The organism is Bacillus sp. Cr_A10 (assembly GCF_029222665.1).
GTDB lineage: Bacteria > Bacillota > Bacilli > Bacillales_A > Planococcaceae > Psychrobacillus.
The window spans coordinates 25,625-50,473 of the sequence record NZ_JARHXR010000024.1 but is presented as its reverse complement, the minus strand read 5'-3'; the positions used below and the strand labels follow the sequence as shown (position 1 = coordinate 50,473).

Genomic DNA, 24,849 nt, shown 5'->3' with positions numbered 1-24,849 from the left:
AGAATATAGGAGGCAATAGCATGCTAGAATTTGAAACGAACGATGACCAATTAGCCATCATTAAAGTTATTGGAGTAGGTGGCGGCGGTAATAATGCAGTAAATCGAATGATCGAACATGGAGTACAGGGTGTTGATTTTATAGCTGTAAACACGGATGCCCAAGCGCTTAACATGTCTAAAGCAGAAGTTAGATTACAAATTGGTGGAAAACTTACTCGTGGACTTGGAGCAGGTGCAAATCCGGAAGTTGGTAAGAAAGCAGCAGAAGAAAGTAAAGAGCAAATTGAGGAAGCATTACGAGGCGCTGATATGGTCTTTGTTACAGCTGGTATGGGCGGTGGAACTGGAACAGGAGCAGCTCCTGTAATTGCCCAAATCGCACGTGATATTGGTGCGTTAACTGTAGGAGTTGTGACTCGTCCATTCACTTTTGAAGGTCGTAAACGTTCGACTCAGGCAATTGGCGGTATTGGTATGATGAAAGAAGCTGTAGATACACTGATTGTAATTCCTAACGATCGTCTTCTTGAAATTGTGGACAAAAATACTCCAATGCTAGAGGCATTCAGAGAAGCAGATAACGTATTACGTCAAGGGGTTCAAGGTATTTCAGATCTAATCGCTGTTCCTGGTTTGATCAACCTTGACTTTGCCGATGTTAAAACGATTATGTCTAACAAAGGTGCAGCTCTAATGGGTATCGGTATTTCAGGTGGAGATAATCGAGCTGCTGAAGCTGCAAAAAAAGCAATTTCAAGCCCACTTCTAGAAACTTCAATTGATGGAGCTACAGGAGTCCTAATGAATATTACAGGCGGATCAAATTTAAGTCTATTTGAGGTTCAGGAAGCTGCAGATATCGTTGCTTCTGCTTCAGATGAAGAAGTGAATATGATATTTGGTTCGGTTATTAATGATAATTTAAAGGATGAAATTATCGTTACGGTAATAGCAACTGGTTTCAATGAAGAATTGCTTACTCAAAATAAACCAAGAAATACTGGGTTTGGAGCAGCACGTGCACAACAAGCGGCAACTACTCCTCCTCCACTTCGTGAGCAACGTAAAGAAGAACAACATCAACCATTACACCAAGAGCGACCGAATGTACAACACCAGCAAGAGGATGCATTAGATATACCAACATTCTTAAGAAATCGTCAAAGAAGAAACTAATTTTAAAACAGAGAAGCAATCACGAATAGGTGGTTGCTTTTTTTATTATGTGTGTTTAGAAAAACTAAAACAAATCAGTACCTTATAATTTTGAACACGGATGTGCGCTTGCTGTATCCTACGCATGAGCCTCGTCAGAAGTAACTTGTTAATGATAAGTGAAGAGTTATCTCTATGTGAGTTAGCTAGTTTAATTGGTAATATTTCACTAAAAATGACACGAAATGTCGGAACAAGACCAATTAAGTTACAGCCGAGACTATTTATAGCGTTACCGAGACCAATTCAATGACAACCGAGACTAATCGCAGCATAACCGAGACCAATTTCACTATAACAGAGACCATTACTATTCATTAAATAGTAACGCTCTTTCCTATTAATAGGAGTCACTTGCATTCGTTGCTTAGTCAGCCGTATGACGTCAGCTGTGTTTGCAGGCGCATACAGTGGCTCATGCGGACGTGCGGCCAGCGCAAAAGCCTATAGATAGTGACTTTGCCTTTCGTATCTTACTTTTTCACTAATTTGATAACAAACCTCATATCTTTAACTTGCCTCTTTCTCTTCTATTACCCTTTTCACTTAAATTTAGTTATTCTACATAGCACTTCTTGTCGTAAAAAAAGAATGATTTCTCTCCCCTGATTTGACATTTTTCTTACAAATGACATGTTACGATTTAATCAAAAGGAGGGAAGCTATGTATGCAGAAGTAATGATTGCAACCAATACTTTTTTTAATTACACTGTTTTGGCATTTGCAAATCGTATTGGCTGGATAGAAAACAAAAAAAGATATTTGTTTTTATCCGCTTTTATCGCAGGAACAATTACAGTCACATTCTCACACTATTTCATTACTGTTTTCTTATCTTTCTTTCTTATGATCGGTATAGCTTTTTGGCGTAAACGTTCACAAATCATTAAGGCTATTGCACTTACTTTACTTGCAAGTCTATTTGCTGGAGGTTTACTTACAGCTATCGCTCCACTCTATCACACCAGTAGCAGTCTCTTCATGTTTGTAAACTTCGCTTTGATTGCCACAGGAGGCTTGTATTTATTAACAAAGCATGTATTGCATATTAATATTGCTAATTCAGAAAGAGAGCTGTTATTCTCCTCACATCTCCGTTTGTTTGGACAAACAAAGGAATTAACCCTTTTTATAGACTCAGGGAATGTTTGCAAAGAACCACTTTCTAATGATCCGGTTCATTTTGTTGCTGCAGAAATGTTACAAGATATTCTTCCAGAGTCTTTGTTTCAAGCAATTTGTGATTGGGAGTTCGATCGAAAAGTTGGCTTGGACAACCTGCCAAAAGAGTTCATAAGCAAATTAAGATTAATACCAATTACTACGATTCAACAAGAAAAAACATGGGTCATAGGGATGAAGTATGATGAGTGGAAAGTGAACGAACAATATTTACCAAGAGGTTATATAGTCATGACGAGGTTGCGTGATAAATTTCCACATGGAGCTGAAGGAATCTTACATAGCTCTTCCTACTATCATCTAAAGAAAAGGAGTGTCAGTTAATGTTGTTAAAGTTTTTTCGTCGAATCTATTTTTGGATAATCTCTCTAAGGAAGAGTAGTGTACACTACATTGGTGGAAATGAATCTTTACCAAAACCACTAACAAGAGAAGAAGAGAGAGAGATGCTCCTTGCTTTTATGGATGGAGATGAATATGCACGAGATGTTTTAATAGAACGAAATCTACGTCTTGTAGTTTATATAGCACGAAGATTTGATCAAACTAATACGAATATAGAGGATTTAATAAGTATTGGTTCGATTGGTCTTATAAAAGCGGTGGAAACTTTTAATTTGGATAAAGGTATTAAACTGGCAACATACGCATCAAGGTGCATCGAAAATGAAATATTAATGCATTTGAGAAAAACGAATCGAATGAAATCGGAGGTATCTTTTGACGAACCTTTGAATTCTGATTCAGATGGTAATGAGCTCCTTCTATCAGATATTTTAGGAACAAGTGAAGATTTGATTATTGAAGATGTCGAGAAAAAGTTAGAGCGACAACACGTGTTTGACGCGATTAATCTATTGGGGAATCGAGAAAAATATATTATGCAATGTCGTTTTGGATTAAATGGAAAAGAGGAAATGACTCAAAAAGAAGTAGCAGATCATCTTGGCATTTCTCAATCTTATATTTCTCGTTTAGAGAAGAAAATAATATTGGATTTAAAAGAGCTTTTAAATGAACCAATAGCCTAATGGGTGAAATTGGATGTCGCACCTTTCGAATAAAGTTCATTCTCTCGGACAAACTGATTAAGAACTATTAAAAGAGTCCGGAGGAAGATCTATGACGAGAACAAAAGTAGAATTATGCGGCATTGATACATCTAAGCTTCCTTTACTTTCCCACGAACAAATGAAAGAACTGTTTATTCGATTACAAGCAGGCGAAGAATCTGTAAAAGATGAGCTAGTCATGTGTAATTTAAGATTAGTTTTAAGTCTTGTTCAACGATTTGCATATCGTGGTGAACAGGCTGATGACCTTTTCCAAGTTGGCTGTATTGGTCTTATCAAGTCAATTGAAAATTTTGATTTAAAGCATAACGTCCGTTTTTCAACATATGCCGTACCAATGATAATTGGAGAAATTAAAAGGCATTTACGCGACCATCATTCTGTCCGTGTTTCTAGATCTTTAAGAGATATCGCATATAAAGCAATGAAAGCAAAAGAACAGTATATTAACGATAATTTACAAGAACCGACACTTGAAGATTTGTCACAAATATTAGAAATTCCAGTGGAAGATATTTTATTATCATTAGATGCAATTCAGGATCCAGTATCGTTACAAGAACCAATTTTTAGCGATGGAGGAGACGCTATCTATATGATGGATCAATTATGTGATAATGATGTATCGGAAGAACAATGGGTAACGTATTTTACAGTAAAAGATACATTTCAAAAGTTAGATGCTAGACAAAAGAAAATCCTAACAAAACGAATATACTACGGGGCTACCCAAACGGAAATAGCAAGCGATCTTGGCTTATCACAAGCTCAAATTTCAAGGCTAGAGAAAAGCGCATTATCTATTATCCAAGGGCAGTTAAATCCGAAAGAATAATAATACAAAACATTCTCATATAAAAAACGCTTTTTCTCAAATGAAAAAGCGTTTTTTTATTTTTCAATTCATATAATGGGGAAAGGAGGATGATGATGAAATTTTCTGATGCGCAACAAAAGGAAGTTATAGAAGCAACAAGTGGCCAATTATTGGGGTATATTGTTGATGCGGAAATTGATAAGGATACAGGATTTATTACTTCATTTATTGTAGAAGCACAAGGTTCATATCCAGCATTCTTTAATAAAAAAAGCGAAACTAAAAAAATTGCCGTGCAAAATATAGCTATAATTGGTAAAGATGTTATAATTGTATCAAAAAATACACTCTAGTATGTATTCATCATTGATAAATAAGCCTTTCATTGATACAATAAACAAAAACAATTGATGAAAAGTTGGTTTTTCGATGACATATGTTAAGCAAAATTTAAGAACAATTAAAGATCAAATGAATAAGGCTCTAACACGTGCAAATCGTGAAACTTCTGATGTTACGATTATTGCTGTTACAAAAGAAGTATCCGTTGAAAGAACAGTTGAAGTAATTGAAGCTGGATTACAACACCTAGGTGAGAATCGACCAGAAGGATTAAACAAAAAAATAGATGCCATTCAAAATGATGTTAAATGGCATTACATAGGTACACTTCAAACAAGAAAAGTAAAGTCAGTAATAAATCACATAGACTATTTACACTCTTTAGATCGAATAAGTTTAGCTGAAGAAATTGAAAAAAGGGCAACTTCAACGAAGGATTGCTTTGTTCAAGTCAATGTATCTGAGGAAGAATCCAAACATGGCTTATCGATGGAAGATGTAGAATCCTTTATCGGTGAGTTAGACAAATATTCTCGAATACGAGTAATTGGTTTAATGACGATGGCTCCTAATACAGAAGATGAGAATATTATCCGTAATGTATTCCGTAAGTTAAAGCAATTACAGGAAAGAATCGCTCTCCAAAAACTGCCGTATGCCCCGTGTACTGAATTATCGATGGGTATGTCTGGAGATTATGAAATTGCTATAGAAGAAGGAGCAACATTTGTACGAATAGGGACAGCTTTAGTCGGTAAAGAGAGGGAGGAAATTCAATGAGCATGAAAAACTGGATGAAAAATTTCTTCTACTTAGAAGAGGACGAAGAAAGTTCAACAGGACAGCAGCCAAGACCTCAACAACAACAGCAGCAAGTAGAAAATCAAATGAGACAGCAACCGATAAAACCTACTACAAAAGAACGTAAATTTAATACTGCCTCCAAAGAAGTGGCAGCATCAAATCTTGTAAGTATTCAAAATGTGCAAAAGTCTTCTAAAGTTATATTAGTAGAGCCACGTGTTTATGCAGAAGCTCAAGATATTTCCGAACACTTAAAAAGTAAAAAAGCTGTAATTGTGAATTTACAACGGATTGATAAAGATCAGGGAATCAGAATTATCGACTTTCTAAGTGGAACAGTGTACGCTTTAGGAGGAGACATTCAACGAATAGGTACAGATATATTCCTCTGTGCACCCGATTCAGTAGAAGTTGCTGGTGCAATATCGGATTATTATTATAATGACCTAAATTGATAGAGGAGTAAACAATCTTATGGACATAGTTTTAATTTTGTTAAGTTATGTTGTTAAATATTACACATATGCATTGATTATTTATATATTAATGTCATGGGTTCCTAGTATTCAACAATCGAGTTTTGGTCAGTTACTAGGAAGAATTTGTGAACCATACTTAGAACCGTTTAGAAAAATTATTCCACCAATTGGAATGATCGATATATCTCCTATCGTTGCAATCTTTGTGTTAAATATTGCACTTAGAGGTATAGTATCATTAGTATACTTATTTTAAACCTCACATTCGTGAGGTTTTTACTATATCTGAGAGGGAATTTTTTATATGGAAAATGTATTGCAGCATTTTAGAAGAGAAGAGCAGCCTTTCATTGAACAGGTAGTGAATATGATGCGAGAAGTAGAGGATCGGTATGCTCCAAAGCTAACTGATTTTTTAGATCCAAGACAGCAATTTATTGTAGACTCTATTCGAAGACAATATGGAGATATAGATGTAGCGTCGAATGGAGCTTTAGATAAAGTAGAACGTAAAAGATTACTTTTATACCCATCCTATTTTGTGCCTTCTCTAGAAGACTTCATGATGACTGTAGTGGAAGTTCAATATCCTAAAAAGTTTGTGACATTACGACATAAAGACGTCCTTGGTTCTATGATGTCTTTAGGAATTGATCGTAGCAAATTTGGAGATATTCGAGTGCAAGATGGTTCTATACAATTTGTGGTAGCTACTGAAGTGTTAGACTATGTACGTGCCAACTTTACTGCGATTGGCAAAGTAAAAGTGCATATTGAAATAGTAGAAGATCCTACTAATTATTTTGTACAACAGGAGGAATGGTCCTCAGAAACTTTAACTGTCAGTTCATTAAGACTTGATACTGTCATCTCATCTGTTTTTAACATATCCAGACAAAAATCCTCCTCGCTTATTCAGAGTGGAAAAGTGAAAGTAAACTGGACGGAGAAAGATCAAATTTCTTTAGAGTTACAAGAATTAGACCTAATTTCTATAAGAGGTTTGGGAAGAGTTAAACTTTTAATGATTGAAGGTCGTACAAAAAAAGACAAAATTAGACTACAAATTGGTCGTTTAGATGTAAAAAATTAAATAATCTATAAATTATGTTCGAATTTTGATGTTTTCCCTCTCTTCTAAATGTATAATAGAGGGAAAGAATGATAGGATAGTAAAGGAGATGGAATAGATGCCACTAACCCCACTTGATATACATAACAAGGAATTTAGTAAAGGCTTCAGAGGGTATAATGAGGATGAAGTAAATGAATTCTTAGACCAAATTATGAAAGACCTTGAAATTGTGATGAAAGAAAAAAAAGAACTTGAATTACAACTGAAATCGTCAAGCGAAAAAGTAGGACATTTCACATCGATTGAAGAGACTTTACATAAATCTATCGTTGTAGCACAAGAGGCAGCAGAAGAAGTTCGTCGTAACTCCCAAAAAGAGGCTAAGTTGATTGTTAAAGAAGCAGAAAAAAATGCGGATCGTATTGTTAATGAAGCACTTACGAAAGCGAGAAGAATAGCGCTAGAAATTGAAGAACTGAAAAAACAATCGAAAGTCTTCCGTAATCGTTTTAAAATGCTTGTAGAAGCACAGCTAGACCTAATTAATACAGATGATTGGAATCATTTAATGGAATATGACGTAGATACAACAGAAATAGATCGCATATCTATTAAAGAGGACTAATACATTTCTTGACTGATGCACTTACTTTTCCTATAATAATTTCATATCATATAAATATGCGTTGAAAAAGACTTCTAAATTAGATTTCGTAAAGCGACTTGAGGATGGTGAGAGCTCAGGCAATGAAACTTTTTTAGATTATCCCTTTTGAGCAAAGGCACTGAAAGTTAACTAGTAAGTGTCTTCGGATTATGTCCCGTTATGACATACTAAGCGGCGATTTTCTAGAAAATCGCAAGTAGGGTGGTACCGCGAGCTATAACTTCTCGTCCCTTTTTGGGATGAGGGTTTTTTTTATTTTCTAGCTCTTTTCTAGCACCTTACGCTTTTTCAAAAATAAGGAGGAATTAAAATGGAGTACAAAGACACGTTATTAATGCCAAAAACCGATTTCCCAATGCGTGGAAATTTACCTGTTAAAGAGTTAGATATCCAAACAAAATGGGCAGAAATGGATATTTACAAAAAAGTACAAGAACGAACACAAGGACGTCCTTTTTTCGTGTTACACGATGGTCCTCCATATGCAAATGGTGATCTTCACATGGGGCATGCACTAAATAAAGTATTAAAAGATATGATTGTTCGACATAAATCAATGACTGGATTTCATGCACCTTATGTACCAGGTTGGGATACACATGGATTACCAATTGAGCAGGCACTTACAAATAAAGGTGTAAAACGAAAAGAAATGACTTTAGCAGAGTTTCGTAAGCTTTGTGAAGAATATGCTTACGAGCAAATTGATAACCAACGCAATCAGTTTAAACGTCTAGGTGTTCGTGGCGATTGGGAAAACCCATATGTTACGCTAAAACCAGAATTTGAGTCTCGTCAAATCGAGGTATTCGGAGAAATGGCGAAGAAGGGGTATATTTATAAAGGTTTGAAACCAGTTTACTGGTCACCTTCTAGTGAATCTGCTCTAGCAGAAGCAGAAATTGAATATCAAGATAAAAAATCGCCTTCTATTTATGTAAGCTTTTCAGTAACAGAAGGAAAAGGCGTTCTAGAAGAAGGAACTAAATTTATTATTTGGACGACAACACCTTGGACTATTCCGGCAAACTTAGCAATTTCCCTTCATCCATCTGTAGAGTATGCGGTAGTTCAAGTAAAAGATAAAAAATTTATTGTTGCAAAAGACTTAGTGGAATCTGTTGCATCCGAGCTAGGTTGGGAAGAATATTCTGTTGAGCGTACATTAGTTGGAAAAGAAATGGATCGTCTTGTTGCAAAACATCCACTTTATGATCGTGATTCCTTAATTATCCTTGGGGAACATGTAACGACAGAATCTGGTACAGGTTGTGTTCATACAGCGCCTGGTCATGGGGAAGAAGACTTTTATGTTGGTAAAGCATATGGTTTAGACGTTTTATGTCCAGTGGATGACCGAGGAGTTATGACTGCAGAAGCTCCAGGTTTCGAAGGTCTTTTCTATGATAATGCTAATAAAGCAATTACAGAAGCTCTTGATAAAGTTGGGGCTTTAGAAAAACTTACATTCTTTACGCATTCATACCCACATGACTGGCGTACTAAAAAACCAGTTATTTATCGTGCTACTGCACAATGGTTTGCATCAATTGAAGCTTTTAGAGATGAATTATTGCAATCGATTCGTAATACTAATTTTACTCCTACTTGGGGTGAAACTCGTTTATACAATATGATTCGCGATCGCGGAGACTGGTGTATTTCTCGTCAACGTGTTTGGGGTGTTCCAATTCCTGTGTTTTATGCGGAAGATGGAGAGCCAATCCTTACTGAAGAAACTATTTCTCATGTATCAAAATTATTCCGAGAACATGGTTCAAATATTTGGTTCCAAAAAGAAGCGAAAGAATTACTTCCAGAAGGATTTACACACCCAAGAAGTCCAAATGGAATCTTTACAAAAGAAACAGATATTATGGACGTATGGTTTGACTCTGGCTCTAGTTATCAAGGAGTTTTAGTTGAACGTGACGATTTAGTATTCCCTGCTGATTTATATCTAGAAGGTTCAGACCAATATCGTGGATGGTTTAACTCTTCATTAATTACAAGCACGGCTGTATATGGTCATGCACCTTACAAAGGGTTATTAAGCCATGGATTTACGTTAGATGGTGAAGGACGTAAAATGAGTAAATCATTAGGTAATGTTATTGTGCCTTCTAAAGTGATGAACCAACTTGGTGCAGATATCGTTCGCCTTTGGGTAGCTTCTGTTGATTACACAGCAGACGTTCGAGTATCGGATGCAATCTTTAAACAAGTGACAGAGGTTTACAGAAAAATCCGTAATACATTCCGATTCTTACACGGTAATATTAGCGATTTCCATCCAGTGAATGATCGTGTTGAATTTAAAGATCTTCGTGAAGTAGATCAATATGTATACATGAAACTTCAAGAAGTCATTAAAACAGTAAGAGCTGCTTATGAACGTTACGACTTTGCTAGCGTTTATCATACAGTAAATAACTTTGTTTCAGGTGAGTTAAGCTCATTCTATTTGGATATTGCAAAAGATGTAGTATACATTTATGGTCAAGATCATAAAGATCGTCGTGCAATGCAAACAGTTATGTATGATACACTTCTTTCCCTATTAAAATTAATGACACCAATTTTACCTCATACAGCAGATGAGCTTTGGTCTTATTTAGAGAATGAAACTGAAGAAAGCATTCAACTTACAGATATGCCAGACGCAGTTGAATACCCAGAGTATGAAGCATTAGCTGCTAAGTGGAGTAAAATCATGGATTTACGTGATGATGTATTAAAAGCATTAGAAGAAGCACGAAATGCTAAAACAATTGGTAAATCTTTAGAGGCTAAAGTAACGTTATATGTGAAAGATGAATTTAAACCATTGTTTGATACTGATACAATTGATTTTGCTCAATTATTTATCGTATCTCAATTTGAACTTGCAGGTTCTCAACAAGATGCTACAGAAGCTAGCTTAGTTCTTGAAAATGCTTCTGTTTTGGTGGAAAAAGCAGATGGAGAAAAATGTGAACGCTGTTGGACAATTTCTGAAACAGTGGGAGCAAACGAAAAACACCCAACATTATGTACTCGTTGTGCAGATGTTGTAGAGCAACATTATATCTAATAAAATCAATGTGGTCCGTAATAGTAGGACCACATTTTTTTCAGTTAGAAAGTCTAAACTATTATAAATAGTATTCCAGCAAATATTCTGTGCGTTGAATCAGACGACTAGTACAAGATTATCGAAAAAAGAAGAGGTGGTCGTGACGACAGTCACGACCACCCCTTCAAAATAATCTCACGGTAGTCATGTAGCCGAAGTCTGTCCAAAGCACTCCGATATCGATTGAGAACAGGTAATGTCTTAAAGGGGTATTAGCGCTCTTCTTATGCTGTCTAGCTCCAGCGCCTAGCCCATCGAGGTCAAATAACCTTCCCTCAACGAAGTCAAAGAACGACTTCTTTGTGTGAAGAACATTTGCTTGTCGGAGGGCCACAGGAAGTGGGTCATACAGTTGTTGCGACACGATGTCGCGAACTTAGACTGTATTCCTTCTGCGCTTGCGCTCTTCTTATGCTGTCTAGCTCCAGCGACTAGCCCCTCGAGGTCAAATAACCTTCACACAATGAAGTCAAAGAGCGACTTCTTTGTGTGAAGAACATTTGCTTGTCGGAGGCCCACAGGAAGTGGGTCATACAGTCGTTGCGACACGATGTCGCGAACTTAGACTGTATTCCTTCTGCGCTTGCGCTTTTCTTAGATAGGTCATCTTTTACGTATATATAGAATGTATGGTAAACTGTTGTAGATTCTTTTAATTTTATTGGGTAGGTCTTACTATGCACAAGATCAATAAAGTTAAAACCTTCGGGGGAAATACCACAGATTTTTGTTCGATAAAATCTGGTGTAAAAACGCCAAGGTGAATTTGATTGCGGGGGAATTGTTGTGTGGAAATTTTATGGATTGGCAGCGTTAGTAGTTGCGCTTGATCAGTGGACTAAATGGTTAATAGTTAAAAATATGGAATTAGGAGAACGAATTCCAATATTGGATCCTTATATTGGATTACTTTCTCATCGAAATCGTGGAGCCGCTTGGGGAATGTTACAAGGCCAAATTGGTTTATTTACAGTCGTAACGATTGTCGTCATAATTGGTATTATTTATTACTTTCATAAAGAAGCAAAAGGTAAACCAATGTTTCAGTCTGGTTTAATGCTACTATTAGGTGGAGCGATAGGAAACTTTATCGATCGACTTTGGAGAAATGAAGTAGTGGACTTTGTTGATGTCTTAATCCCAATCATTAATTATGATTTTCCTATTTTTAATGTTGCAGATGCAGCATTAACAATCGGTGTTGTAATTGTCATATTATTTATACTGAAAGAAGAACGAGCTGAAAAGAAAAAGGTGAAGTAATGGAAGAATTAACGTTTATTATTGAAAAAGAACTTGCAAAAGAGAGAATCGACAAAGCGATAGCATCATTTGACACAGAATGGTCGCGAACACAAATCCAAAATCTTATAAAAGATGGACATGTACTTGTGAATACAGAGGCTGCTAAATCGAACTATAAAGTGAAGGAAGGAGACGTAATTGTCGTAACTCCTCCTGAAGCAGTGCAACTTGATGTTGTTGCAGAAGATTTACATTTAGAAATTATTTATGAGGATGAAGATGTTGCAGTTGTATATAAACCACGTGGTATGGTTGTACACCCTGCTCCAGGACATGTAACTGGTACTCTTGTAAATGGTCTAATGTATCAAATAACAGATTTATCAGGAATTAATGGTGTTTTACGTCCAGGAATTGTTCACCGTATCGATAAAGATACAACTGGATTATTAATGGTAGCAAAGAATGATGTTGCGCATGTTTCGTTAGTTGATCAACTAGTAAAGAAAACAGTAACACGGAAATACACTGCAGTTGTACATGGTCGTATCCCTCATGACAAGGGATCAATTGATGCTCCCATTGGTCGAGACAAAAAAGACCGACAAAGTATGGCAGTTGTAGACAATGGAAAACATGCAGTTACGCATTTCCGTGTCTTAGAACGTTTTGATAAATTTACATTAGTAGAATGTCAGTTAGAAACTGGAAGAACGCATCAAATTCGTGTACACATGAAGTATATTGGTTATCCACTAGCAGGAGATCCGAAGTACGGTCCAAAGAAAACAATTGATTTCGATGGACAAGTTTTACATGCAGGGGTACTAGGGTTTATTCAACCCAAAACAGGTGAATATTTGGAGTTTTCATACCCACTTCCAGAGGATTTCACAAATTTATTACAAGATTTACGAAAACAATCATTGATTAAAGAAGATTAATGCTTTATACTAAGCAAAGAAAAGTAAATAGCTTCACCTTTAATAACAGTCCAGAGAGGCTGAGAAGGTACATGTGAAAGTGACTCACTATTTGTCTGCGGACTTATTTTGTGGGTGCACCCTATTTTATTACGCACATACAACCTCTTGGGCATCTCTAGCTCAAGAGGTTTTTTATTTTTTATCAATAAAAGGAGGGTACATATGGCGGAGAAAGCTAGCATTTTAGATGAACAGTCTATTAATAGGGCTTTGACAAGAATTGCACATGAAATAATTGAACGTAATAAAGGAATTGAAGAATGTATTCTAGTAGGGATAAAAACAAGAGGTGCTTTTCTAGCAAAAAGGCTTGCTAAAAAAATTGAAAGTATCGAAGGGAATGCAATCAAAACTGGAGAACTGGATATTACGTTATACAGAGATGACTTATCTTTAAAAAATGAATCGAATGAGCCACTCGTTCAACAAGTGGACATTACGCATGACGTAGCAAATAAAAAAGTTATTTTAGTAGATGATGTGTTATACACAGGAAGAACGGTCCGTGCTGCTATGGATGCAGTGATGGATTTAGGTAGACCTGCTCAAATTCAATTAGCGGTATTAATTGACAGGGGGCATCGTGAGCTTCCAATTAGAGCGGATTATGTTGGTAAAAATATTCCGACATCAAGTAGTGAAAGAATTGTTGTAAAAGTAGTAGAAACAGATGAGGTTGATGCAGTTACCATCTTTGAATAATAAATCTTATGGAAAAAGGTAGGAAAATCCCATGACAAATGCAGTGTTAGACGTAAACGAAAAGCCATCAGGTGGACAACTTATAACATTAAGTTTTCAACATATGTTTGCGATGTTTGGTTCCACTATTTTAGTGCCACAGCTAGTTGGGTTAAGTCCTGCAATTGCATTACTTACTAGCGGTATAGCAACGATTTTCTTTCTTTTAATCACGAAATTTCAAGTACCAGCATACTTAGGTTCATCCTTTGCATTCATTGCTCCAATTATTTTAGCAACAAAAGTTAGTGGAGCCGGAAGTGCAATGATCGGTGGGATGTTTGTTGGAATTACGTACGGAATAGTTGCCCTGGTTATTTGGAAAAGCGGGTATAAATGGATTATGAAACTACTACCCCCAATTGTAGTTGGTCCCGTAATCATGGTTATTGGATTAGGACTTGCTGGAGTAGCTGTAGATATGGCGATGAATATAAAAGTAGATGGTAACTCGGTATATAGCTTTACACACTTCTCTGCTGCTCTTGTAACATTATTTACAGCGATTTTCTGCACCATTTATTTTAAAAACATTTTAAGCACTATGCCAATTTTAATCGGTTTAATAGTAGGCTATATTTACTCAGCTGCCATTGGGATTATTGATTACACAGCAGTAAAACAAGCGCAGTGGTTTGAAGTTCCTGACTTCTTAATTCCAGGAATAGATTATGATTTTGTAATAACTTCTAAGTTGTTGCTAATTATGGTTCCAATCGTAATTGTAACAATTTCAGAACATATAGGTCATCAATTAGTACTTGGTAAAGTAGTTGAACGTGATTATATAAAAGAACCAGGTTTACATCGTTCTTTACTAGGTGATGGTTTAGGAACATTTGTTAGTTCACTAATCGGTGGTCCACCTAAAACGACTTATGGTGAAAACATCGGAGTTTTGGCCATCACACGTGTATATAGTGTATATGTAATTTTAGGTGCAGCTGTCGTTGCGATAGCTATTTCATTCCTTGGAAAAGTTATGGCAGTGATCGCATCGATTCCAACAGCAGTTCTAGGTGGAGTTTCCATACTCCTATTCGGAATTATTGCATCAAGCGGTCTTCGAATGCTTGTAGAAAACAATATTGACTTCGGTAATAATCGTAATCTAGTAATTGCATCTGTAATTTTAGTAATAGGTATCGGTGGTGCGAAGTTTGTTGTATCAGAATCATTAAGTATTGAAGGAATGGCATTAGCAGCGATTATTGGGGTTATTTTAAACCTAGTGCTTCCAGGAAGAAAAGAAGAACCAATTGCAGGTATGGAACAAAAAGAATAATTAACCTTTTAAGAAGTTGAACAGAGAGTCAACAAAAGGTTCGGCTAGCAGAGTAGGGATTTTCCATAAGATCCTTTACTTGTCTATGCAAAAACGAACCTTCTCGAGACTTTTCGAGAAGGTTTTTAACTTCATTGAGACAAATTTCTGAATAAAGTTAAAGCCTCCGGCGGATGTCATAGATCTTTCGAGGAATTTATCGAGCTAAATCGATAAAAATCTGAACGCAAATATGCCAACATGCATTTAATATAGGGGGATATAGATGAAAAACTTAGTATCGATGAAAGAATTATCTAAAGAACAAATTATGGATATTTTAAAACTTGCTCAAGCATTTCGTGAAGGCGAACAATCCACGTTAAAACATAACTACACAATGGCTAACTTATTTTTTGAACCGAGTACACGAACAAAAATGAGCTTTGAAATGGCCGAGAGAAAGTTACATTTAAATGTACTTCCATTTGAGGCTGGCTTTTCTAGCACTTTAAAAGGAGAAACACTATATGACACGGTGAAAGCCTTGGAATCAATTGGGGTTGATGCGGTTGTAATCAGACATGAACAAAATAACTTCTTTGATGAATTAATAGAAAAAGTAAAACCTGTCATTATTAACGGTGGAGATGGAACAGGGAATCATCCTACACAAAGTCTTCTTGATTTATTGACTATCCAACAAGAATTCGGGACGTTTGAAAATAAGGAAATAACTATAGTTGGAGATATTGCACATAGCCGAGTTGCCCGTTCAAATGCAGATGCGCTTATAAGACTTGGAGCGAAAGTTAATTTTGTATGCCCACCCGAGTGGCAAGCAGAATTTGATGCTGTCAACAATATGGATGAAATAATTGAGACAAGTGATGTAATGATGATGCTTCGTGTACAGCATGAAAGACATGATGGAAAATCATACTTTACAAATGAAAGTTATCATGCAGCGTATGGATTGACTGTAGAAAGAGAAAAAAGGATGAAGGAAAATGCAATCATTATGCATCCAGGTCCATTAAATAGAGATATTGAAATAGCGAGTGAACTAATTGAAGTGGATCGTTCAAGAATCTTTAAGCAAATAGAAAATGGTGTTTTCATTCGGATGGCAGTCATTGAAATGATTTTGAAAGGGAGAGAATAGGATGACAAAAATTATTCAAAACGTTCAAATAGTTAACAATGAAGGAAGTTTAGAAAACACTTCAGTTGTGATAGAAAACGGAGTAATCACTAAAATTGGGACGAATGAAACTATAAATGATGCACAAGTAATTGATGGTAAAGGTATGTTACTTTCTCCTGGTTTCATCGATGTACATGTTCATTTACGTGAGCCAGGTGGTGAGCACAAGGAGACGATTGAAAGTGGAACGAAAGCAGCAGCTAAAGGTGGATATACAACCATCTGTGCAATGCCAAATACGAGACCCGTACCAGATACAGTTGAAAACTTCACCCATGTTTTAGACTTAATAGAGAAAAATGCGCTTGTGCGAGTGTTGCCGTATGCATCTATCACTATTCGCCAAGCTGGAAAAGAAAGAACAGATATTAAAGCATTGAAAAAGCTAGGAGCATTTGCTTTAACAGATGATGGAGTAGGCGTGCAAGCAGCTGGCACAATGCTAGAAGCGATGGAGGAAGCAGCAAATTTTCAAATTCCTGTAGTAGCTCACTGTGAAGATAACTCACTTATATACGGAGGAGTTATGCACAAAGGAAAACGAAATGAAGAACTTGGACTAAAAGGAATCCCTTCCGTTTCAGAATCAGTACATATAGCCCGGGATATTTTACTCGCTGAAGCAGCGGGAGCACATTATCATGTTTGTCACGTTAGTACGAAGGAATCTGTCCGTGTAATTAGAGATGCTAAAAAAGCTGGAGTAAAAGTGACAGCAGAAGTAAGTCCTCATCATTTATTGCTTTGCGAGGATGATATTCCATCGAATAATGCCGTTTGGAAGATGAATCCACCATTAAGAGGGAAAGACGATATGCTTGCACTTCGGTCTGGATTGCTTGACGGTACGCTAGATTTTATTGCAACAGATCATGCTCCTCATACAGAAGAAGAAAAAGCAAATGGATTCGAAAAAGCACCATTTGGAATTGTCGGACTAGAAACAGCATTTCCTCTCTTGTATACACATTTTGTGAAAACTGGTGAGTGGACTTTGAAACAGTTATTAGATTACTTAACGATAAAGCCTGCTGAGGTTTTTGGATTTGAGTTTGGAAAACTAGAAGAGGGGGCACCCGCTGATTTAGTTTTGATTGACTTAGAAAAAGAACAAGCGATTGATAAAGAAGCATTTTTATCAAAAGGTAAAAATACACCATTTGACGGTTGGGCTTGTAATGGATGGCCTCAAGTAACTATTTTCAACGGAGAAATCGTATGGCAGGAGGAGAACGCATGAAAACAAGATATTTAATATTAGAAGACGGCACTGTATTTAAAGGAAATGCATTTGGAAGTGAGGAAGGGACAATTGGTGAGGTTATATTTACAACGGCTATGACCGGTTATCAGGAATCTATTTCTGACCCTTCCAACTGTGGTCAAATATTAACGTTTACTTACCCAATGGTTGGTAATTATGGTGTAAACCCTGATGATTTTGAAGCTATTGAGATTGGACTTTCTGGTGTAGTTGTTAGAGAGCTTGCAGAACAACCATCTAATTTTAGAAGTGCTGGCTCATTAAGTGAATTTTTAGCAGCAAAAAATGTTCCAGGAATTGAAGGAATCGATACAAGAAAGTTAACCCGTATTATTCGTAAACACGGGTCCTTAAAAGGGCAGCTAACAAAAGCTGGAGAAGAAGTTAAGGTAGAAGAAATAGTTCAGACATTGAAATCTACTGAAATACCAAGAAATGTTGTAGAACAGGTTTCCATAACACGTCCATATCCAAGTCCAGGACGCGGAAAAAGAGTAGTATTAGTAGATTTTGGTATGAAGCACGGTATTTTAAGAGAATTAAACAAACGCGATTGCGACATTATAGTTGTGCCATATAACACTTCCGCAAAAGAAATCTTAGGTATGTATCCAGATGGTGTAATGCTTTCAAATGGACCTGGAGATCCAACCGATATTCCAGAGGCTATCGAAATGGTGAAAGGAATTATTGGAAACGTTCCGATTTTCGGAGTATGTCTTGGTCATCAGCTTATTTCTCTAGCAAGTGGAGCAACATCATTTAAATTAAAATTTGGACATCGTGGAGGGAATCATCCAGTAAAAGATTTAACTACTGGAAGAACAGAGTTAACTTCTCAGAACCATGGTTATGCAATTGATGCAGACTCAATTGCAAATACAGATTTAGAAATTACACATGTTGCATTGAATGACGGTACGGTTGAAGGTGTAAGACATAAAAAGTTCCCAGTGTTCTGTGTACAGTTCCATCCTGAAGGATCTTCGGGACCTGAAGATTCTACTCATCTATTTGATCAGTTTATCGAATTAATGAATGCTAGAGACAAAAAGGAGAATTCAAATGCCTAAACGTAAAGATATAGAAACAATTTTAGTTATCGGATCTGGTCCAATTGTAATCGGTCAAGCAGCTGAGTTTGACTATGCTGGAACGCAAGCGTGTATGTCATTAAAAGAGGAAGGATATAAAGTAATCCTTGTAAATTCTAATCCAGCGACAATTATGACTGACACAGAAATAGCAGATAAAGTATATATCGAACCAATCACTCTACCTTTTGTAAGCAAAATTATTCGTAAGGAGCGTCCTGACGCAATACTTCCAACACTAGGTGGTCAAACTGGTCTGAATATGGCCATTCAGCTGGATGAATCAGGTATTTTGGATGAACTAGGTATTGAAATTCTAGGTACAAAACTGGAGGCAATCCATAAAGCGGAAGATCGTGATTTATTCCGTACATTGATGAATGAATTAAATGAACCAGTTCCAGAAAGTGATATCATTCATAATTTAGAGGAAGCAAAAGCATTTGTTGAAAGAATTGGCTACCCTGTAATCGTGCGCCCGGCATTCACCCTAGGAGGAACAGGTGGTGGAATCTGTCATAATGATGCAGACTTATTGGAAATCGTAACAAGCGGATTAAAATATAGCCCAGTAACGCAGTGTCTTCTTGAGAAATCCATTGCTGGATATAAAGAAATAGAGTATGAGGTAATGCGTGACTCTGCGGATAATGCAATTGTTGTATGTAATATGGAAAACGTAGATGCAGTTGGAATTCATACAGGGGACTCTATCGTAGTTGCACCAACTCAAACATTATCAGATCGTGAAAACCAAATGCTACGAAATGTATCGCTAAAAATTATTCGTGCATTAAAAATTGAAGGTGGATGTAATGTTCAGCTAGCACTTGATCCACATAGCTTTAACTACTACATTATTGAAGTTAACCCACGTGTTAGTCGTTCTTCAGCGCTTGCATCAAAAGCAACTGGTTACCCAATAGCAAAACTAGCTGCAAAAATAGCTGTCGGATTAACATTGGATGAAATGATGAATCCTGTAACAGAAAAAACATACGCTTGCTTCGAACCTGCTCTCGATTATATTGTTGCTAAAATTCCTAGATGGCCATTCGATAAGTTCGAATCTGCAAAACGTAATCTTGGAACACAGATGAAAGCAACTGGTGAAGTAATGTCACTTGGTCGTACGTTTGAAGAAGCAATTTTAAAATCAGTTCGTTCTCTTGAAACTGGACACTTCCATTTAGAAATGAAAAACAGTGAATCCATTACAGACGAGTGGATGAAAAAACGTATTCGACGTGCAGGTGATGAGCGTTTGTTCTTCATCGGAGAAGCGTTGCGTAGAGGCGTATCGGTAGAGCAAATCCATGAGTGGAGCCAAATCGATATGTTTTTCTTAAACAAACTACAAAACATTGTGCAATATGAGAAGGTTATTCAAGAAAATCCTTTCAATCAAGAAGTATTATACAAAGCAAAACGTATGGGATTTGCTGATAAAACAATCGCAAAATATTGGGATGTAAAAGAAATAGAAGTGTATGACTTCAAAAAAGAACATGGAATTGTACCAGTATACAAAATGGTTGATACTTGTGCAGGAGAATTTGAATCGGAAACACCTTACTTCTATGGCACATATGAAGAAGAAAACGAATCCATCCGTTCGGAAAAAGAAAGTGTCATTGTATTAGGTTCTGGTCCGATACGTATTGGGCAAGGGGTAGAGTTTGACTACGCAACTGTACATTCTGTATGGGCAATTAAAGAAGCAGGATATGAAGCGATCATTATTAATAATAATCCGGAAACAGTTTCAACTGACTTCTCTATCTCAGACAAATTATACTTCGAACCATTAACAATAGAAGATGTAATGCATATCGTGGACCTAGAGCAACCAAAAGGAGTTGTTGTTCAATTCGGAGGACAAACAGCTATCAACCTAGCTGATGCATTAGAAGAAAGAGGAGTTAAAATTCTAGGTACTACACTAGAGGATATTGATCGAGCGGAAAACCGTAATAAGTTTGAAGCTGCCCTGCACGGAATCGGAATTCCACAACCATTAGGAAAAACTGCAGTTTCTGTAGAGGAAGCGATTGTAATCGCAAATGAAATTGGTTATCCAGTATTAGTAAGACCTTCCTATGTGCTTGGTGGTCGTGCGATGCAAATCGTATATAACGAAGATGAAATCAAACATTATATGGAAAATGCGGTAGAAGCAAGTCCAGAAAAACCAGTGTTAATCGACCGTTATTTAACTGGAACAGAAGTCGAAGTTGATGCAATCTGTGACGGGGAAAATGTACTCATTCCGGGAATCATGGAACATATTGAACGAGCAGGAGTTCACTCTGGTGACTCAATCGCTGTGTATCCACCGCAAAAACTATCACAAAAACATATCGATACACTGGTAGATTACACAACTCGTCTTGCTAAAGGATTAAATATTGTAGGGTTAATGAACATTCAATACGTCATTTCAAAAGATGAAGTATATGTGATTGAAGTAAATCCACGTTCAAGTCGTACAGTACCTTTCTTAAGTAAGATTACATCAATTCCAATGGCAAACATTGCGACAAAAGCAATATTAGGTCAATCCATTGTAAAACAAGGATACAAACCAGGGCTTGCTCCAAATAGCCCAGGAGTATACGTAAAGGTACCGGTATTTAGTTTTGCAAAACTTCGCCGAGTGGATATTACACTTGGACCAGAGATGAAATCGACCGGGGAGGTAATGGGGAAAGACATTACCTTAGAAAAAGCTTTATATAAAGGTTTAGTAGCAGCTGGAATGGAAATTAAAGATCATGGCTCTGTCCTAATGACCATCTCAGATAAAGATAAAGAAGAAGCTACTGAGATTGCAAAAAGATTTTATAATATAGGCTTCCGTATTATAGCAACAGAAGGAACAGCAGATATAATCCAAAAAGCGGGCATTCCAGTTGATATTGTAGATAAAATTGGCTCAAAAGGCACAACAATTCTAGATGTCATTCAAAAAGGAAATGCACAGTTTGTTATTAATACTCTAACTAAAGGCATGCAACCAGAACGAGATGGCTTCCGCATTAGACGTGAGTCAGTAGAAAATGGTATACCGTGTTTAACTTCTTTAGATACAGCAGAAGCAATGTTGAGAGTAATTGAGTCTATGACATTCTCTACAGAAATAATGCAGAAACAGGAGGTTCGAGCATGATCAGACAAGAACAAATGCAAGTCGTAAAACAAAGACAAATTGCGACGAACATTTTTGAACTAACATTAAGTGGACAGCTCGCATTAGAAATGAATCAGCCAGGTCAATTTGTCCATATACGTGTGTCTGATCAAATGGAACCTTTGCTTAGAAGACCAATCAGTATATCTTCTATTAACAAAGAAACATTAGAATTTACAATGATTTACCGCGCTGATGGAAGAGGGACTATCCTTCTTTCTGAAAAAAGACAAGGGGACCAGGTTGATGTACTTGGACCTCTTGGAAATGGTTTTTCAATTGATAAAATACAAGCGGGTCAAAAAGCTTTACTTGTAGGAGGTGGAATTGGAGTGCCTCCACTTTATGAGCTGTCGAAAAGATTGGTTGATAAAGGAGTACAGCCAATTCATGTGCTAGGTTTCCAAACAAAAGATGTAGTCTTCTATGAGAAACAATTTACGGAACTCGGTGAAACATTTATCGTAACAGCTGATGGTAGCTTTGGTCATGCAGGATTTGTTACAAATGTGCTTGAAACATTAGAGGATGATTTTTCAGTGTATTATAGCTGTGGTCCAACGCCTATGCTTGCTGCGCTTGAGAAAATGTATCCAGAAAAAGAAGGATATCTATCTTTTGAACAAAGAATGGGTTGTGGCATAGGTGCATGCTTTGCGTGTGTGTGCGAAACTACAGAAAAAACAGATGCTGATTATGTGAAAGTTTGTTCAGATGGACCAGTGTTTGAGTCAGGAGTGATTCGAGTATGAATAGATTAGCAGTCGAATTACCAGGCCTTTCCTTGAAAAATCCGATAATGCCAGCTTCGGGTTGCTTTGGATTTGGAAAAGAATATGCGCAGTTATATGATCTTTCTAAGCTTGGAGCAATTATGATTAAAGCAACTACACCAGAAACGAGATTAGGAAATCCAACTCCTCGTGTAGCTGAAACACCTGCTGGAATGTTAAATGCAATTGGCTTACAAAATCCAGGCTTAACGAAAGTAATGGAAAATGAACTCCCTTGGCTAGAGCAATATGATGTGCCTATTATCGCAAATGTAGCAGGTTATATTACAGAAGATTATGTTACAGTTGCAGAAGAAATCTCCAAAGCACCAAATGTTCATGCACTGGAACTTAATATCTCCTGTCCGAATGTAAAACAAGGTGGTATTACATTTGGGACAGATCCGAAAGTGGCGGAAGAATTAACGAAAGCAGTGAAAGCAGTATCTTCCGTTCCGGTATATGTAAAGCTTTCACCTAATGTTACAAATGTAAATGACATTGCAAAAGCAGTGGAAGCAGGTGGAGCAGACGGAATAACGATGATTAATACGCTGCTCGGGATGCGATTAGATACTAAAACAGGAAGACCTGTAATAGCAAATGTAACTGGAGGATTATCAGGGCCAGCAATTAAACCTGTAGCACTTCGAATGGTATATGATGTAGCAAAGCAAGTATCTATTCCGATTATTGGTATGGGTGGAATTGCTACTATTGAAGATGTCATTGACTTCTTAAGTGCAGGGGCTAGTGCTGTTGCAGTAGGTACAGCAAACTTTGTAGATCCTTTTGTTTGCCCGACTCTAATTGACCAGCTCCCAAATAAATTAGATGAATTAGGTTTTAATACGGTATCTGAACTAGTTGGAAGGAGTCATCGTTTATGAAAAACAGTCCGATAATTGCATTAGATTTTGCTACTGCAGAAGATGTATATCAATTCTTGTCTCCTTTTGAACAGACACTATTTGTTAAAGTAGGCATGGAGCTATATTTACAAGAAGGCCCTTCCATTGTTTATAAGTTAAAAGAAATGGGTCATGATGTTTTTCTAGATTTAAAATTGCATGATATCCCAAACACTGTAGGACAAGCGATGAAAGGACTTGCTCGACTTGGAGCAGACCTCGTTAATATCCATGCGGCTGGTGGAGAAGCGATGATGAGTGCGGCAAGAGAGGGGTTAGAAGCAGGTACAGCTGCTGGAAATAGAAGACCTTCTATTATTGCAGTAACGCAACTCACATCAACTTCTGAGAAGCAAATGCAAGAGGAACAACTCATTCAAGCGACAATTGATGAGTCTGTTGTTCACTATGCAAAACTAGCAAAACAAGCAAATCTCGACGGTGTCGTTTGTTCCGTTTTAGAAGCAAAAAAAATTGCAGAAGCTTGCGGCAATGACTTCTTACGTGTGACACCAGGAATTCGTTTAGCAGAAGGAGACACACACGATCAAGTTCGTGTTGCTACTCCCTCAAATGCAAGAGTACTTGGCTCATCTCACATTGTAGTAGGCCGTGCAATCACAAAAGCAGAAAATCCAGTATTCGCGTATGAAAAAGTATTAAACATGTGGGAGGAAAACGCATGACATTAGAAAATAAAATCGCAAAAGCATTACTTCAAGTAGGAGCTGTAGAGCTAAAGCCAAATGACCTTTTCACATGGGCTTCCGGTATTAAATCTCCAATCTACTGTGATAACCGCATTACGATGTCTTCTCCTAAAATCCGAAAAGAAATTGCAAAAGGGTTAGCAGAAGCAATTGAAAAAAACTTTCTAGGAACAGAAGCGGTAGCTGGGACAGCAACAGCTGGAATTCCACATGCCGCATGGGTTAGCGACGTATTAGAACTACCAATGATGTATGTTCGTTCGAAAGCCAAAGAGCATGGTCGTGGCAATCAAATTGAAGGTAAAGTTGTGCCAGGACAAAAAGTAGTTGTAATTGAAGATCTAATATCTACAGGTGGAAGCAGCTTAGTTGCAGTGGAAGCACTGCAAAAAGAAGGCTTGGATGTTCTAGGAGTTGTGAGTATTTTTACATACGGTCTTCCTAAAGCAGAGGAAGCATTCAAAGAAGCAGGAATAACCTTCGTAAGTTTAACAAATTATGATGCACTCGTGTATGCAGCAAAGGAAGCTGGAACAATCGCAGAAGAAGATTTACCACTGCTGACTACGTGGCATAGTGATTTGAAGCAAGGCTTGTTGAAATAATCAAAAAGGAGTTATCCTATAAGGGACAACTCCTTTTTTGTCTGGAATAAATTTGTTTCCGACTAAACTCTCCATTATTCCAACTAC

The 24,849-nt window shown here is 37.0% G+C and carries 23 protein-coding genes and 1 other annotated feature; all 23 genes read left to right on the top strand.

Annotation, left to right across the window (positions count from 1 at the left end):
• Positions 1-20: 20 nt before the first annotated feature.
• The 23 genes from ftsZ (at position 21) to pyrE (ending at position 24,762) form a co-directional block, all read left to right on the top strand.
• Positions 21-1,178, top strand: coding sequence for a cell division protein FtsZ (gene ftsZ, locus P2Q73_RS19460; protein ID WP_056827375.1), 1,158 nt, complete (start codon positions 21-23; stop codon positions 1,176-1,178).
• 703 nt (positions 1,179-1,881) lie between these two features.
• Positions 1,882-2,724 carry a sigma-E processing peptidase SpoIIGA gene (locus P2Q73_RS19455; RefSeq protein ID WP_275790262.1) on the top strand — a complete coding sequence of 281 codons (843 nt, stop codon included), beginning with the start codon at positions 1,882-1,884 and terminating at the stop codon, positions 2,722-2,724.
• On the top strand, positions 2,724-3,431 hold the full coding sequence (gene sigE, locus P2Q73_RS19450) for an RNA polymerase sporulation sigma factor SigE (protein WP_053590089.1): 708 nt from the start codon (positions 2,724-2,726) through the stop codon (positions 3,429-3,431). The genes P2Q73_RS19455 and sigE overlap by 1 nt, the downstream gene beginning before the upstream one ends.
• A 91-nt stretch (positions 3,432-3,522) precedes the next feature.
• Positions 3,523-4,308: an RNA polymerase sporulation sigma factor SigG gene (gene sigG / locus P2Q73_RS19445; RefSeq protein WP_053590088.1), complete on the top strand. Its 786-nt coding sequence runs from the start codon at positions 3,523-3,525 to the stop codon at positions 4,306-4,308.
• A gap of 95 nt (positions 4,309-4,403) precedes the next feature.
• Positions 4,404-4,643, top strand: a complete 240-nt coding sequence (locus tag P2Q73_RS19440; protein WP_053590087.1) for a PRC-barrel domain-containing protein — start codon at positions 4,404-4,406, stop codon at positions 4,641-4,643.
• A gap of 76 nt (positions 4,644-4,719) precedes the next feature.
• Entirely contained in the window at positions 4,720-5,412 is a 693-nt protein-coding gene (locus P2Q73_RS19435; protein WP_275790256.1) for a YggS family pyridoxal phosphate-dependent enzyme, read from the top strand.
• Positions 5,409-5,891 (top strand): cell division protein SepF, encoded by a 483-nt coding sequence (locus P2Q73_RS19430; protein WP_056827369.1) that lies wholly within the window; start codon positions 5,409-5,411, stop codon positions 5,889-5,891. Before P2Q73_RS19435 ends, P2Q73_RS19430 begins: the two co-directional genes overlap by 4 nt.
• A gap of 19 nt (positions 5,892-5,910) precedes the next feature.
• Positions 5,911-6,171: a YggT family protein gene (locus P2Q73_RS19425; protein WP_053590084.1), complete on the top strand. Its 261-nt coding sequence runs from the start codon at positions 5,911-5,913 to the stop codon at positions 6,169-6,171.
• A 48-nt stretch (positions 6,172-6,219) separates the two neighbouring features.
• The gene (locus tag P2Q73_RS19420; protein ID WP_275790251.1) at positions 6,220-7,008 is read left to right on the top strand and encodes a YlmH family RNA-binding protein; all 789 of its coding nucleotides are present in this window, start codon (positions 6,220-6,222) and stop codon (positions 7,006-7,008) included.
• 97 nt (positions 7,009-7,105) lie between these two features.
• Entirely contained in the window at positions 7,106-7,615 is a 510-nt protein-coding gene (locus P2Q73_RS19415) for a DivIVA domain-containing protein (RefSeq protein ID WP_053590082.1), read from the top strand.
• A 52-nt stretch (positions 7,616-7,667) separates the two neighbouring features.
• Positions 7,668-7,892: a binding site (T-box leader), on the top strand.
• A 75-nt stretch (positions 7,893-7,967) separates the two neighbouring features.
• A complete protein-coding gene (gene ileS / locus P2Q73_RS19410) occupies positions 7,968-10,730 on the top strand; it encodes an isoleucine--tRNA ligase (RefSeq protein WP_275790246.1) in 2,763 nt (920 codons plus the stop codon).
• 828 nt (positions 10,731-11,558) lie between these two features.
• Positions 11,559-12,035, top strand: a complete 477-nt coding sequence (gene lspA / locus P2Q73_RS19405) for a signal peptidase II (protein ID WP_275790244.1) — start codon at positions 11,559-11,561, stop codon at positions 12,033-12,035.
• Entirely contained in the window at positions 12,035-12,961 is a 927-nt protein-coding gene (locus tag P2Q73_RS19400) for an RluA family pseudouridine synthase (protein WP_275790242.1), read from the top strand. The genes lspA and P2Q73_RS19400 overlap by 1 nt, the downstream gene beginning before the upstream one ends.
• A gap of 204 nt (positions 12,962-13,165) precedes the next feature.
• A complete protein-coding gene (gene pyrR / locus P2Q73_RS19395) occupies positions 13,166-13,705 on the top strand; it encodes a bifunctional pyr operon transcriptional regulator/uracil phosphoribosyltransferase PyrR (protein ID WP_053590078.1) in 540 nt (179 codons plus the stop codon).
• A gap of 31 nt (positions 13,706-13,736) precedes the next feature.
• Positions 13,737-15,029, top strand: coding sequence for a uracil-xanthine permease family protein (locus P2Q73_RS19390; RefSeq protein WP_053590077.1), 1,293 nt, complete (start codon positions 13,737-13,739; stop codon positions 15,027-15,029).
• A 265-nt stretch (positions 15,030-15,294) separates the two neighbouring features.
• Positions 15,295-16,173 carry an aspartate carbamoyltransferase catalytic subunit gene (locus tag P2Q73_RS19385; protein ID WP_275790238.1) on the top strand — a complete coding sequence of 293 codons (879 nt, stop codon included), beginning with the start codon at positions 15,295-15,297 and terminating at the stop codon, positions 16,171-16,173.
• A 1-nt stretch (position 16,174) separates the two neighbouring features.
• Entirely contained in the window at positions 16,175-17,455 is a 1,281-nt protein-coding gene (locus P2Q73_RS19380) for a dihydroorotase (protein WP_056827363.1), read from the top strand.
• Entirely contained in the window at positions 17,452-18,552 is a 1,101-nt protein-coding gene (locus tag P2Q73_RS19375) for a carbamoyl phosphate synthase small subunit (RefSeq protein ID WP_053590074.1), read from the top strand. Before P2Q73_RS19380 ends, P2Q73_RS19375 begins: the two co-directional genes overlap by 4 nt.
• The gene (gene carB / locus P2Q73_RS19370; protein ID WP_275790232.1) at positions 18,545-21,742 is read left to right on the top strand and encodes a carbamoyl-phosphate synthase large subunit; all 3,198 of its coding nucleotides are present in this window, start codon (positions 18,545-18,547) and stop codon (positions 21,740-21,742) included. The genes P2Q73_RS19375 and carB overlap by 8 nt, the downstream gene beginning before the upstream one ends.
• Positions 21,739-22,515 (top strand): dihydroorotate dehydrogenase electron transfer subunit, encoded by a 777-nt coding sequence (locus tag P2Q73_RS19365; protein WP_275790229.1) that lies wholly within the window; start codon positions 21,739-21,741, stop codon positions 22,513-22,515. Before carB ends, P2Q73_RS19365 begins: the two co-directional genes overlap by 4 nt.
• Positions 22,512-23,426, top strand: coding sequence for a dihydroorotate dehydrogenase (locus P2Q73_RS19360; protein WP_275790226.1), 915 nt, complete (start codon positions 22,512-22,514; stop codon positions 23,424-23,426). The genes P2Q73_RS19365 and P2Q73_RS19360 overlap by 4 nt, the downstream gene beginning before the upstream one ends.
• Positions 23,423-24,133, top strand: a complete 711-nt coding sequence (pyrF, locus tag P2Q73_RS19355; protein ID WP_056827354.1) for an orotidine-5'-phosphate decarboxylase — start codon at positions 23,423-23,425, stop codon at positions 24,131-24,133. The genes P2Q73_RS19360 and pyrF overlap by 4 nt, the downstream gene beginning before the upstream one ends.
• Complete coding sequence (gene pyrE, locus P2Q73_RS19350) at positions 24,130-24,762, top strand: orotate phosphoribosyltransferase (RefSeq protein WP_275790222.1); 633 nt, start codon at positions 24,130-24,132, stop codon at positions 24,760-24,762. Before pyrF ends, pyrE begins: the two co-directional genes overlap by 4 nt.
• Positions 24,763-24,849 lie beyond the last annotated feature (87 nt).